The organism is Psychrobacter sp. JCM 18900, assembly GCF_904846625.1.
Classification (GTDB): Bacteria; Pseudomonadota; Gammaproteobacteria; order Pseudomonadales; family Moraxellaceae; genus Psychrobacter.
This window is the reverse complement of record NZ_CAJHBL010000002.1, coordinates 456,220-470,215: the sequence shown is the minus strand read 5'-3', so window position 1 is coordinate 470,215 and position 13,996 is coordinate 456,220. Positions and strand designations below refer to the sequence as shown.

Sequence of the window (13,996 nt, the reverse complement as noted above, 5' to 3'; positions counted from 1 at the left end):
ATATCTAGACGCATTTTTTGGCATTATCAACGAGATAAATAACGAATATCATTTTATTATATTATTCGCATAATTCATTGTTGTTGACTAGGCAGTGAATTGGCAATAATGCTAGAATGAATATTTTAGCTAGTTTGCTTTTTTGACCTGATCTTTGATCGTCGACCATGATTCTAATGGTCGTGAGTCGTTTAACGTCTTTATACTTTTCAATTATTATCATTCAATGATTTTTGGAGGGTTGGACGTTGTTTTTTATCACCATTTAATTTATTCCAATTTATTCCAACCATGGCAATTATTATGAATGACGATACCACTTCGAATACGGATAACCTCAGTACAGAAAAAGAGCAGTTTGAACAAGCTGCCTTACATTACCATGAGTTTCCACGCCCAGGTAAAATTTCGGTAACCCCTACTAAGCAGCTGGCCAACCAACGTGATTTAGCACTCGCCTACTCTCCAGGCGTTGCTGTACCTTGTCTTGAGATCCAAAGAGATCCAAAACTTGCGTCTAAATACACGGCACGTAACAACCTAGTTGGTGTTATCACTAACGGTACTGCTGTATTGGGTCTGGGTAATATCGGTCCATTGGCATCGAAGCCAGTTATGGAAGGTAAAGGCGTTCTATTTAAGAAGTTCGCAGGTATCGACGTTTTTGATATTGAAATTGCTCAGAACGATCCAGATAAGTTCATCGAAGCGGTTGCCTCGCTTGAACCTACCTTTGGTGGTATCAACTTAGAAGATATCAAAGCACCAGAATGTTTCAAAATTGAGCGCGTACTACGTGAGCGCATGAACATTCCTGTGTTCCATGATGACCAACATGGGACGTCAATCATTGTTGCTGCAGCCATGCTAAATGCTTTGTTGATCACTGGCAAAAAAATCGAAGAGATTAAAATTGTCTGTTCAGGCGCAGGCGCAGCAGCCATTTCTTGCCTAGATATTATTTGCGCACTTGGCGTTAATAAGAACAACATTATTGTTTCAGATTCACGCGGTATCATCAGTACTAGCCGTGAAAACCTTGATGAAACCAAACAGCGTTATGCTCGTGATATCACGGCTACTTCTATCGAAGAAGTCATGGACGATGTCGATATGTTCCTAGGCCTATCAATGCCAGGCACACTATCAGAAGATATGGTTCGCCGTATGGCAAAAGACCCTATCGTCTTTGCACTTGCCAACCCAACACCTGAAATCATGCCAGAGTTGGCACATGCGGTACGTCCAGACGTCATCATGGCAACGGGTCGTTCAGACTATCCAAACCAAGTAAACAACGCGCTATGCTTCCCGTATATCTTCCGCGGTGCATTAGATGTTGGTGCAACCACTGTTAACGAAGAGATGAAAGTCGCTTGCGTAAAAGCAATCGCTGCGATGGCACACGTCGAAGCTACTCCAACTACCAGCGCTAGAAACATCGAAAAGATGCAGAGCTTTGGTCGTGACTACTTAATCCCTGGCCCTCTAGAACCAAACTTAATCATTGAGATCGCATCTGCTGTTGCCAAAGCAGCGATGGATTCAGGCGTTGCTACGCTACCGATCGATGATATGCAAGCCTATCGTCAGCGTCTGTCTGAGTTTGTTTATAACTCAGCGTTTGTGATGAAGCCAATCTTTGCTCGTGCTAAAGCTGATCCAAAGCGCATTGTGTACTGTGAAGGTGAAGACAACAACATCTTGCTTGCTGTACAAGTGGTCGTTGATGAGAAATTAGCGCAACCTATCTTGGTTGGTCGTCCGTCAGTTATCGAAGCCAATATTAAAAAACTGGGCCTACGTCTAAAAGCTGGCGAAAATATTACCATCGTCAACGTTGATGATGATCCTCGCTACAAAGACTACTGGCAGGGCTACTACGAGAAGAACAAACGCCGCGGTGTAAGCATTGAGCTTGCTCGTCGTGATGTTCGCCGTAAGACGACTTTGATTGGTTCTTTGCTAGTCGAAAACGGTGCGGCAGATGGTATGGTATGTGGTACATTTGGCCATTACCAATTGCATCTGAAATACGTTGAAAGCGTCATTGGCAAAAAACAAGGTATGAACGACTTCTATGCGATGAATGCAGTACTCATGCAAGATCGTAATATCTTTATTGCTGACACCTATGTCCATGAAGACCCAACGGCTGAACAATTGGCTGAAATGACTGTCTTGGCAACGGATCAATTACGTCGTTTTGGTATCACGCCACGCGTTGCGCTAGTGTCTCATTCTAACTTTGGTGCTTCAGATCGTGCCAGCGCTGTCAAAATGCGTAAGGTTCATGAGCTACTAACCAATATGAACGTCGACTTCGAATTTGAAGGCGAAATGCAAGGTGATGCCGCGCTTAACGAAAATATTCGTCTAAACGATATGCCATCAAGTCCATTGAAAGGTGCCGCGAACCTGCTTATCTTGCCAACACTCGATGCGTCGAATATTGCCTTCAACTTGCTTAAAACAGCAACTGGTAGTGCTTCTATTGGTCCTATCTTGTTAGGTACTAGCAAGCCGGTACACATTTTGACACCATCAGCGACTGCACGTGGTATCGTCAACATGACTGCACTGACAGTGACTGAAGCTCAAGACTTAGAAAGCGAAAAATAGTCATATATCATACACAGTATGAATGCACTATATCGGTTTAATATAATTTGGATACCAGGAAGCCGAGTGAAAGTACTACAAATAGTAGACTGAGCGAGGCTGACACCGGACCCAATTTATAGAGGACTTACTATATTAAGAAGGGCTCTGTCATCCATTGATAGAGCCCTTCTGCTATACTAAAACCAGTCAATGCAACTTATAGAGCATTGGCTGTTTTTTTGATTTATAAAAATTGAACTGATGATATAAAGCTCGATAATAACAAGAGGCTTCTATGCAAATTTACCTCGTAGGCGGTGCTGTACGCGATCGACTGCTCAAGCGTCCTATCAAGGACAAGGACTTTGTCGTCGTCGGCGCTACTGTTGCAGAAATGATTGATGCAGGGTTTCAACAAGTGGGCGCTGACTTTCCCGTGTTTTTGCATCCGACCACTCATGAAGAGTATGCATTGGCACGTACAGAGCGCAAGCAAGGCTCAGGCTACAAAGGTTTTAGCGTACATGCCAGTCCTGATGTTAGTCTAGAGGATGATTTGCGCCGTCGTGACTTAACCATCAACGCGATGGCAATCGAAGTTACCAGCTTAACCGATGATACCCCGATTAATGGACAGGTCATCGACTACTATGGCGGACTACAAGACTTAAAAGACAAGACATTACGTCATGTGTCCAGTGCTTTTAATGAAGACCCATTACGTGTACTTCGAACAGTGCGCTTCTATAGCCGTTACTACGATTTGGGATTTACCATCGCGGATGACACTTTAACTCTGATGCGTCAATTGGTCGATACAGGAGAGCTTGCTCATTTAAGTGCTGAGCGTATCTGGCAAGAGTCGAGCCGTGCGACTATGCAACTATCACCGCAAGTCTATTGGCAAAAACTGTTTGAAATTGGTGCCCTCACAGAGTATTTCGCGCCTTTGCATCATGCTTGGGACAATGCTCATATACGAGAAACGGTGCAGACGGCGCTGTATTTCGCAGGGCAAATGCAGCTTAATTTGTCACAGCGTTGGGCACTGCTAATGAGCAGCCTTAATCCATCTCTATTTACCTCAGAGCCTACAGACGAAAATGTTAACGCAGCAGCTAATCTAAAAGAAATTAATAACATAGGTAATATAGCCAAAGTACCAAAAGCACATACCCAATTTGCCAACTTATTCGTGCAACAAGCAGAGAAAATAAGTGCTATAAATAGTCTTAGTGCTGCTGAAAAAATCGATCTAATCCAAGCCTGCGGTGCGCATAAGGAGCCTGACAAACTATCTCAACTGCTAGTGTGCAGTCATGTGTTACAGCTAGCAACACAGCATCGCCAAATGATGTTAGCACTAAACAGCTTTCACGCCATCGGTATGACTGACATTGCGCCAGACCTTAAAGGCCCCGCTATTGGTGCGGCCTTACGCCAAAGCAGGATTGAACGCTTGCAAGCGCAACAATGATATAGACAAGCACCTTATAGAAAAAAGTAGTATTGCTATGAACCAAGAAGTTAATGCCTACCAAGCAGAAAATATAAGTAGCCAAGCGCCAGTGATGCTTGTCACAGGTAGTGCTAGGCGCATTGGGGCTGCTATTGTTAAAAAAGCTCATAGGCAGGGTTATCGCGTCATCATTCATTGTCACCGTAGTGAACAAGACGCTAATGACTTAGCTGACTATCTGAACGATATCCGTGCCAATAGTGCAAAAGTTATCGTTGCTAATTTAACGATAGTCAACGATGGGGCGGCTTTAGACAGCTTCGTTAAAAATATCGTAGAGGCGTTTGGTCAGCTTGATGTATTGGTGCATAATGCTTCGCGATTTTATCCTAGCCCACTCGGTAGTATCAATCATGCACAGTGGGATGAGTTGCTTTTAACCAATGCCAAGGCCCCTTTATTACTAAGCCAAGCCCTATTACCTTATCTAAAGCAACAACAAGGCTGTATTATCAGTTTGTTGGATATACACGCGCATGATAGACCGTTTAACAACTATACTGTCTACAACATGGCAAAGGCTGCGCATCGAATGATGGTACAGTCGCTAGCGTTAGAGATGGCGCCAGAAGTGCGGGTCAATGGGGTGGCACCTGGGGTCAATATTTTACCTGACCCTACTAGCGACCAAGCTATTGATAACGAGCAACAACAAAGTATCATCGATGCTATCCCTCTGCGGCGTATAGGCCAACCTGATGAGATTGCTCATAGCGTACTGTATCTTGTGCAGGCAAATTATGTCACAGGAGAGATCATCACCGTGGATGGAGGTCGTAGTCTAACCATAGCTGGTGGTCACCTGTAATACAAAAATATGGCTCAATAAAAAATATCTCAATTACTGCCTATCTTTTACTTGAAAAATTAAAAAAATCAGGTATCATTGTGCGTCTAACGTTAGGGCCCATAGCTCAGTTGGTTAGAGCAGAGGACTCATAATCCTTTGGTCGTAGGTTCAAGTCCTACTGGGCCCACCATATATTAAATCAGGCTTGTTCGCAGCGATGCGGCAAGCCTTTTTTTATGGGGTTTTGCGAGATTTACGAATATCTTGGTATGTGGCGAACTATATAGAAAGTTGGTATATAATAAATAACGAAATGATTTACTCTTATCTATAATCATAGATCAAGTAAACTCTACTGCTCAGATGACAATATCAGCGTTTTCTTGGGTATGCTATTACCAACTTCAATAAAACACAGAACCGTGTATTCAACGCAATCTAACACATGAAAGTGCTGCTAAACGCCTTCTGACATGACTCAGCTGAATTTTTAATATTTTGCGGAATACTCAGGTGGCTTTGCGAAAATTGGGGTTTGATATTGCACAGTTAGTGTCTATCGTAGTGATTACGATTAAAACTGATAGCTGTAGCTTTCAGTTGTTAGAGTATATTTAGATTAATTTTACTTACTCAGGTTGAGCCACGTTTACTCCTAAAATCTTCCTTGTTTTCTTCGTACCTATTAAAAAAGGAGCACGAAAACGTAATTTCTTCGTACTCCTTTTTATTTTTAAAACTATAAGATCAATTTATAACCCCAAATAACACATTACCGAACGACTATTACTATCAAACTCACCCCCTCGAGAGATGTCTAGATCATCTCTCGTGGTTTTAAAAATTGGCTTTAGTTCCATAAAGTTACTATTTTTGAAATATAATGATTTGTAGACATAGTCAGACTCTGGCCGATTAAATAGCTCTAAGCGTGATAAATCATACCCACGATAAGTTGCATTGTTGAAATTCACGTAGTAGTGGATGCCCTCATCATCTTGGACTACTGATATGTCTTTGATAACATTAGTCAGTAAAGCAGGTAAATTTTGACGATAATCAGGTTTAACATATGGTGTATAATCGCCATTCTCCTGATAGCGCTTGCCCATAAAACTCTCTTCAAAAGCATTGAAAGCTTGCTGTCTCTTACTCTCTTCAGTACCCGGAGTATAAGCCACCTCATTAAATCCGCAACTATTTTCAAACCATTTAAGCAATCCGACTAGATCTAGTTTTTCAGTAGGTGGTGGCGATGTTTTGTTGACCTTAGATGCATTTAGATTTGGCATTGTCGAGCTAGTCGTCGTCTGCAAATCATCCATAAACGTATTCATATCACTGCAGCCTATTAACACCGTGCTCACTATAAGTGTCAACGTCATAGCCCTGACGGGTATACTAGATATCTTTTTTAATATCATCAGTAGAAATCCTTTTAGCTGTTATTTATAAGTTCTCAAATAGTATGGCGATTAATATTTATTTTAAGCCAATCTTATAATAGCTCCAGGGCTGCTGCTGCAGATCATAACTTTTTATAGCTTTTAGCTTAAAGTCTTTACGATTATATTCAGGGGAATCACTATTAAGCTTAGCATCTAGCTTATCCATAATTGAGTAGTAGTTATTTTGATTAAGACCACCAATGAGCTTGGTACCCATGAACTTCAGGTACTCATTGTTGTAACCTTCTATCTCAAACTCAGTATAGTAATTGTCCTGAGATCTACTGATAACGAGGTTGTCTGCAAGCTCAAGACCGGAAGGACAGTTGAAACAACCGGGTAGAAATTTAATGCTATCTATATTAGCCTGATTGAGTATGTCTATAATTTTCGTAGACTCGGTGTTGTAGGTTACGCCGCTTGACGCGGTCTTAAATCTACACTTTTAGTTGTTCGGTTCGGCTCTAATACTATTAATTCTACCCTGACTATTGACTTCAACGTTTAACATACAGTCATAGGCTTCGCTATTACTATAGCCACCCCAGCTCTGCTTTTTAAGACCGAGCTTATATTGACTACTTAAAGCTTTAACATCTTTACCTAAAGAGCTTGGCGATAAAAATTGATTATATTCTGCAGCTATAGTTGTCGTGCTCATGCTCATACTCATACTTAATCCCAAAGCAGTACTCAAAGCGATAATTTTACGGTTCATCAAATACTCTCCAAATTTAGTTATTTACCAATTTTAGTTTGGTAATATATTATAGTCATTATTAGTTTAATAATGCACCAAATATTGCCATCCATTTATCGGACTCTGCTTTATTTGCAGCAAAAATTTAGCTGCGAGCTCTGAAGGTGTTGACTATATTAAATGGCTGCTTAAACAGGACAATATTGACCCTTATTTAGCTCAAGCATGCCAGCAAGCATTAGAATCGGTATAAATACATTGATGTAGTGGGTTCTATAGTCGAGCTATACTGAAAATTGAGATTGATACTAGAAATAGTTAACACTAAAGTAGATCAAGTTCTTATTAAAACTATAACTTATTAGGTAGTAAATCCTTCAATATTGTGGTTTTTAAAATATCCTCAATATCTGCATATGCCATGGATCAATCTTACTCTGAAAAATCGAAAAAGCTCTACATGCTATTAGTTATATAGTATAGAGAGCTGGGGTATGAGACTTACTTTTCCTAGGTGACGCTATTAATATCGGGGTTTGAAACAGTAAAAAAGGCTGCTAGCACTATGTTATGCATAGTGTTAGCAGCCTTTTTTTATTTAGTATTTTACTTAGATGATCTGCTGAATATCGAGACTTGAATAGTACTTTACTTTAATCTAGTTTTAATTAATATCTAAACAAATATACTTAGTCTCAACATACTCTTCGATACCATACTTTGAGCCCTCACGTCCCAAGCCGGATTCTTTGATACCCCCAAACGGTGCCAACTCTGTCGTCAGCATCCCAGTATTGACTCCGACCATACCCACTTCGAGTGCTTCAGCAATACGCCATACACGCCCGATATCTCGGCTATAGAAATAACCTGCCAAACCATATTCAGTACGATTTGCGAGAGCAACACCCTCTTCATCTGTCTCGAATTTAAAAATTGGCGCAATAGGACCGAAAATTTCTTCATCTGCGACGCGCATATCGTTGTTGACGTCGGTCAAAATAGTTGGCTCAAAAAAATTACTACCAGCCTCAACTCTTTGACCACCACATAATACAGTTGCTCCTTTACTTTTCGCATCAGCAACCAGCGCCTCCGCATTATCTGCTGCAGACTGAGAAATCAAAGGTCCTTGTGTTATTCCTTCTTCTAAACCGTTACCAATTTTTATATCTCGTACTTGCTCTGCTAGTTTTTTGGTAAATTCATCATAAACACCGGCCTGTACAAAAAGACGATTGGCACATACACATGTTTGACCGCTATTACGATACTTGCTCATCATTGCGCCTATCACAGCAGCATCTATATCTGCATCATCAAAAACGATGAAAGGTGCATTACCTCCCAATTCTAATGACATCTTTTTGACAGTATCAGCACACTGTTTCATTAGAATTTTCCCCACCCGCGTGGACCCAGTAAAGCTGATTTTCTTAACTAAAGCGTTTGTCGTCATCTCCTCTCCGATCGCTATCGGATCACCTGTGACTACGCTATATATACCGTCAGGAACACCAGCTTTCTGAGCAAGATAAGCCATTGCTAACGCAGAATAAGGCGTTTCCATTGCAGGCTTGACAATCATCGGGCATCCCGCTGCTAGCGCAGGACCTGCTTTGCGGCTGATCATAGAGTGCGGAAAATTCCATGGGGTAATAGCTGCAGTGACGCCAACAGGTTGTTTAATCACGACTAAACGCTTATCTGGCATGTGCCCAGGGATAAAATCACCGTAGATACGTTTCGCTTCTTCAGCAAACCATTCTAAGTAATCCAGCCCGCTTTGTATTTCACCTTTTGCTTCAGCGATGGGTTTACCCTGTTCATGGGTCATTAAGACAGCCAAGTCTTCCATATTTTCAGCAATCAGCGTGTGCCAACGACGCAAAATACTACTACGTTCCTTACCTGTTTTTTTCGACCAAGTTGATTGAGCAATATCTGCAGCTTCAATGGCGCGTCGAGTCTCGTCACTTCCCATCATTGGTACAGTACCAATCAGCTCTCCCGTTGCAGGATTCAGTACTTCATGGGTTTCTTGATTATCAGCATCACACCACACGCCATCGATAAAGGCTTGTTGTCTAAACAACGCATTATTCTTTAATTGCATTTCTCACTCCAACTGGTTTTTTAGGACTACAACAGTCCGCGTGTGGTCAGCACTTCACGGGCAATTCGAAAGCACTCTACACCTTGTGGTACACCGCAATAAATCGCAATAGCATGTATAGCAGCGCGTATCTCTTCAACAGAACAACCGTTATTAATTGCTCCATTTAGATGCAACTCCCATTCATGCATTTTCCCCAAGGCAGCAATCATGGTTAAATTCATTAATGAACGGGTTTTGGCATCAATCGTCTCATCGCCCCATCCAAATCCCCAGCACCATTCGGTCATGGCTTCTTGAAATGGACGGTTAAAATCGTCAGCAGCTTGTAGGTTTTTCTCGACGTACTCAGCACCCAAAGTGGCTTTGCGTTGAGTAAGCCCCAATTCAAATCGTTGTTTGTCCATTACTACCCCCTCTTACTGTTTATTAAGATGCAACCCCATATGGCAGGCTTCATCAATGTGTTTTCGACAAGCTTCGATTGCCGACTTACTGTCACCTTTGGCAATACTATTAACGATATCTTGCAAGTTATTGGGACCTTTAGCAGCACGCTCTTGTGTAGATAAAGTCATAAAACGCAAACGACCAATACGTCCATTCAATCTCTCCGTTAACTCCCATGCGACCGTCATACCAGCCGTCACGAATAAATGCTCGTAAAATGAATAAGAATGCGCAAGCGCCTCCACCACATCTCCTGCATGTAAGTTTTCTCGAATCTGGACTAAGTGGTTTTGTAACTTATCTACTAGCTCAGGTGTCACTTGCTCAGCACAATAGCGAACTGCTTCGCTCTCTAGCATCGTACGTAAATGGTAAATTTGGCGAATCTCATCACTTTCTAAAACAGCAACTGAAGATCCTCCCGCAGAAAACGTCACTAAGTGCTCACTTTCTAAATGTCTTATACATTCACGTACAACAGTCCGGCTGACACCCAACTGCTCACAGATAGTGCGCTCAACCAAACGCTTACCTGGTTCAAGCTGTCCAATCATGATCGCTAAGCGTAGCTGTTCTAATGTTGTCTCTTTCAACGTTTTTGGTTTTTCCACTTTCTCTAACATACGACCTCTATTTTGTAAGATGTAAATGCAGAGTATAACGACTGTGAAGCAAAAAAACAGTACGCTTTAATATAGTATTACGGCATACCATAATATTTTTTTTCAAAAAAAGCTAGTAATTAATTTAATACCGTATTATGGTATACCAATGTTGTTAAAGATTATTCATCACTGTAGGGGACCAATAATGCTAAAACCAGAAATCAGAAAAATCGTAACTTTTGAGGAAGAAACGTTTATTGAAGGATTCAAGGCCGCTGATACACCGCTTAGAATGTTTGCTGTTGCGGCGGTGATTACTAACCCGTGGGCAGGACGTTATGTCGAAGATCTAAAACCTGAGATTCAAGCCTTCGGTCCTGTATTAGGTAAGCTAATGACCGATAAGATCATCGCTCTAGCTGGCGGTGCAGACAAAATACAAGCGTATGGCAAAGCGGCTGTCGTTGGACTTAATGGTGAAATCGAACACGCCTCAGGCCTGATTCATACGCTGCGTTTTGGCAATTTTTATCGTGAAGCTTTATCTGCCAGTAGTTATTTATCGTTTACTAACATGCGTGGCGGTGCAAACTCCCCCATTATGGTGCCGTTGATGGATAAAGATGATGTCGGTCGACGTTCACATTATCTGACCATTCAATTCGCCATTCCAGATGCCCCTCGTGATGATGAGGTAATCATCGTCTTAGGAGGTGCTACTGGTGGCCGTCCGCATCATCGTATTGGTGATCGTTATCAAGACTTAGAAGATTTGGGCCGCGATCTAGATAATCCAGCAGCCGTATAGGGAGTAGATATTAATGAAGTGGTCACGTAAAACATCCAACGGAATCGCTTATCATTACAGTGTAAATGCCAGTGATAGCGTTAATGAAAAATCCACCCCAATTGTTTTTATCCATGGTGTGGGCTTACGAGCAGAGAGTTGGTACCAACAGCTGTCTGTATTTACTAAACACTATCATTGTTATGCGATTGATATGCCAGGACATGGGGAGAGCGATTTATTATCCAACCCTGTCCTGACGTTGGAAGACTTTTCTGATGTGCTAACAACATTCATTAATAATGTTGTGGGTCAACCAGCCATCATTGTTGGTCACTCATTAGGCGCGATGATGGCGTTACAGACTGCCGTATCGTCTCCCAAAGTAGTACTCGGTATCGCGGCATTGAATGCGATTTATAATCGTCCAGATGAGGCGGCTCAAAATGTACAAGCTAGAGCCGAATCACTCATCAATGATCTCAATCAAAATGTCACTGAGCAACCAATAGCCAGATGGTTCGATGGCAATCCTAAATACCGCTCAGAGGCAGAGCTATGTCAAAAATGGTTAGATAATGGCAGTCGCTTAGGATATGCACGAGCCTATCAGATGTTTGCACATTTACGTGGTATTACAGAAGCGGACTTGCGACCCATTACAGTACCTGCGTTATTTCTAACAGGCGAACTGGATGTTAACTCTAAGCCCGAAATGTCACTGGCAATGGCAAATATATTACCCAATGCTGATGCCGTTATCGTACCCGAAGCCCGTCATATGACTCAAATGACACATTCGAATACGGTTAACGCTGCATTGGCAACATTTTTTACTCAATGTGACTCACACAATATGACGCTTGCTTAATCTAAAAGCACGCCTATTTTTAAAAAGAGGTTCTCATGAAGCAACTTGATCCTAAAACCCTACGCAAAGCCTTTGGTAGCTATATGACTGGCGTTACTGTGATAACTGCGATGTCCAATGAAGGCAAACCTGTTGGCTTCACTGCTAACTCCTTTACATCAGTATCACTGGATCCACCACTTCTACTAGTATGCCCAGCAAAATCGTTATCTAGCTTCGATGTATTCGCTAATTGTGAACATTTTGCTGTCAATATTTTGAGCGAAGATCAACAGAACATCTCGAACATCTTTGCGGGCTCAAAAGACGAGCGCTTTAGTCAAATTGAGTGGCATAAAGATGAATACGGCAATCCAATTATAAAAGGTGCCTTGACACATTTTTCTTGTAAAACAGACCGTAATCTCGACGCTGGTGATCATCACCTCTTGATTGGTGAAGTGCTTGATTTTTCATCTCGTGAAGGATATGGCTTGGGCTACGCGTCTGGAGGTTATTTCAGCTTAGCACTAGAGCGTGAAGCCGCAGAAATCAGTACCCAAGAAAAACATGTCAATGTGGGTGTGATTATAGAGCACAATGGAAAAATCCTACTCAGTCAAAAGGATGGCAAAGCAACCTTGCCTAGTACGACTACCGATGACAATACCAATGCCGTTAGCACGATCCAACAGTTTTTAGCAGACAGTAATATTGACGTTCAGTTGGGCGCTGTCTTCTCTATTTATGAGAATACTAAAACAAATACCAATTACATTTTTTATCGAGCTACCGCTCAATCGGCTGACCCTAAAGGGCTAGGTGAATATATCTCAATCGATAGTATTTCCGAACAGCATTTTATTACACCGGCCATGAGTTCGATGATGACACGCTACGCAACTGAAAATAAAAATGGGTTGTACGGTGTATATGTCGGTCAAGAAGAACACGGCAATGTTCATTAAACTTTATATTTATCGTCAATACTAAGTTAAAAGTCACACTAAAAAATAAACAAAGGAATTGTGTTATGAAGTTTTCTTTATTTTTACATATGGAAAGAATTGATGAATCACAGAGCTATCAACAGCTCCATAACGATTTTATCGAGCTAGCAAAAATGGCTGACCAAGGTGGAATGCATGCCATCTGGACTGGTGAACACCATGGTATGGATTTTACCATTGCTCCTAATCCGTTTTTAAACCTAGTTGATCTGGCTCATCACACTAAAAATGTGCGACTGGGTACAGGTACAGTCATTGCGCCATTTTGGCATCCTATCAAACTTGCTGGTGAAGCAGCAATGACTGATATTCTCACCAAAGGAAGATTGGATCTGGGAATTGCTCGCGGCGCCTATAATTTCGAATACGAACGTTTAATGCCTGGTATGGATGCAATGGAAGCTGGCGGGCGTATGCGTGAGCTGGTTCCTGCTGTACAGCAATTGTGGAAAGGCGACTATACCCATGATGGAAAATATACCCAATTCCCATCGACAACTTCAGCGCCAAAACCTTTACAAAAAGGTGGCGTACCAATGTGGATTGCAGCACGTGACCCTCACAGCCACAACTTTGCGGTAGAAAATGGTTGTAACGTTCAAGTCACTCCACTGTGGCAAGGGATGACAGAGATTCAAAATCTAATGACTGCTTTTAACAATGCCAAAGCTGAACACGGCGAAGGTAAAAACCCGAAAATCATGCTTTTGCAACATGCTTATGTTGGTAGTGATGCGAATGACGTTGCTGAAGCGGCCAAATGTATCAGCCGTTTCTACTGCTATTTTGGCGCGTGGTTCAAAAACGAACGTCCTATTCGTCAAGGACTGCTTGAGCCATTGAGCGAAGAAGAAATGGCAAAAATCGACATGTATGCTCCTGAAAAAATGTTAGAAAACATGCCTATTGGCACATCTGATCAGGTCATCGAAAAACTCAAAGTATATGAAGGATTGGGTTATGACGAGTTTGCATTTTGGATTGACTCTAGTATGACTTTCGAGCAGAAACAGGCATCCTTGCGCCGTTTTATTGATGACGTCATGCCAGCATTTGCATAACCATACTTAGTTTCTAGTAAATGATAAACAGATAACCCAATAAGAAATTTGGAGAA

Annotated in this window: 13 protein-coding genes and 1 tRNA gene; 8 read left to right on the top strand and 6 right to left on the bottom strand. The window is 41.7% G+C overall.

What is annotated here, in order from left to right:
* Positions 1-303 precede the first annotated feature (303 nt).
* The 4 genes from JMX96_RS04885 to JMX96_RS04870 all read left to right on the top strand — a co-directional run bounded on the left by JMX96_RS04885 (position 304) and on the right by JMX96_RS04870 (position 5,103).
* Entirely contained in the window at positions 304-2,622 is a 2,319-nt protein-coding gene (locus JMX96_RS04885) for an NADP-dependent malic enzyme (RefSeq protein ID WP_201567684.1), read from the top strand.
* Between the two features lie 277 nt (positions 2,623-2,899).
* Positions 2,900-4,081 carry a tRNA nucleotidyltransferase gene (locus JMX96_RS04880; protein ID WP_201567682.1) on the top strand — a complete coding sequence of 394 codons (1,182 nt, stop codon included), beginning with the start codon at positions 2,900-2,902 and terminating at the stop codon, positions 4,079-4,081.
* Positions 4,082-4,118: 37 nt separating this feature from the next.
* Positions 4,119-4,931, top strand: coding sequence for a pteridine reductase (locus JMX96_RS04875; RefSeq protein WP_201567680.1), 813 nt, complete (start codon positions 4,119-4,121; stop codon positions 4,929-4,931).
* A gap of 95 nt (positions 4,932-5,026) precedes the next feature.
* Positions 5,027-5,103: transfer RNA gene (locus JMX96_RS04870), tRNA-Ile, on the top strand.
* Positions 5,104-5,665: 562 nt separating this feature from the next.
* Here JMX96_RS04870 and JMX96_RS04865 read toward each other — a convergent pair.
* From JMX96_RS04865 to JMX96_RS04840, 6 genes are all read right to left on the bottom strand, one after another.
* The gene (locus JMX96_RS04865; protein ID WP_201567679.1) at positions 5,666-6,250 is read right to left on the bottom strand and encodes a hypothetical protein; all 585 of its coding nucleotides are present in this window, start codon (positions 6,248-6,250) and stop codon (positions 5,666-5,668) included.
* Between the two features lie 145 nt (positions 6,251-6,395).
* Positions 6,396-6,578 (bottom strand): hypothetical protein, encoded by a 183-nt coding sequence (locus JMX96_RS04860; protein WP_201567678.1) that lies wholly within the window; start codon positions 6,576-6,578, stop codon positions 6,396-6,398.
* A gap of 228 nt (positions 6,579-6,806) precedes the next feature.
* Complete coding sequence (locus JMX96_RS04855; RefSeq protein WP_201567677.1) at positions 6,807-7,079, bottom strand: hypothetical protein; 273 nt, start codon at positions 7,077-7,079, stop codon at positions 6,807-6,809.
* 646 nt (positions 7,080-7,725) lie between these two features.
* Positions 7,726-9,177, bottom strand: coding sequence for an NAD-dependent succinate-semialdehyde dehydrogenase (locus JMX96_RS04850; protein ID WP_201567676.1), 1,452 nt, complete (start codon positions 9,175-9,177; stop codon positions 7,726-7,728).
* Between the two features lie 26 nt (positions 9,178-9,203).
* Complete coding sequence (locus JMX96_RS04845) at positions 9,204-9,584, bottom strand: carboxymuconolactone decarboxylase family protein (protein WP_102091459.1); 381 nt, start codon at positions 9,582-9,584, stop codon at positions 9,204-9,206.
* A 12-nt stretch (positions 9,585-9,596) separates the two neighbouring features.
* Positions 9,597-10,250: a GntR family transcriptional regulator gene (locus JMX96_RS04840; protein ID WP_201551457.1), complete on the bottom strand. Its 654-nt coding sequence runs from the start codon at positions 10,248-10,250 to the stop codon at positions 9,597-9,599.
* A gap of 187 nt (positions 10,251-10,437) precedes the next feature.
* Here JMX96_RS04840 and JMX96_RS04835 point away from each other — a divergent pair, with 187 nt between their 5' ends.
* From JMX96_RS04835 to JMX96_RS04820, 4 genes are all read left to right on the top strand, one after another.
* Positions 10,438-11,040: an amino acid synthesis family protein gene (locus tag JMX96_RS04835; protein ID WP_201567675.1), complete on the top strand. Its 603-nt coding sequence runs from the start codon at positions 10,438-10,440 to the stop codon at positions 11,038-11,040.
* Between the two features lie 13 nt (positions 11,041-11,053).
* Positions 11,054-11,890 carry an alpha/beta fold hydrolase gene (locus tag JMX96_RS04830; protein ID WP_201567673.1) on the top strand — a complete coding sequence of 279 codons (837 nt, stop codon included), beginning with the start codon at positions 11,054-11,056 and terminating at the stop codon, positions 11,888-11,890.
* A 35-nt stretch (positions 11,891-11,925) separates the two neighbouring features.
* On the top strand, positions 11,926-12,837 hold the full coding sequence (locus JMX96_RS04825; protein WP_201567671.1) for a flavin reductase: 912 nt from the start codon (positions 11,926-11,928) through the stop codon (positions 12,835-12,837).
* A 65-nt stretch (positions 12,838-12,902) separates the two neighbouring features.
* Entirely contained in the window at positions 12,903-13,940 is a 1,038-nt protein-coding gene (locus JMX96_RS04820) for an LLM class flavin-dependent oxidoreductase (protein ID WP_201567669.1), read from the top strand.
* The last annotated feature ends 56 nt before the right edge of the window (positions 13,941-13,996 follow it).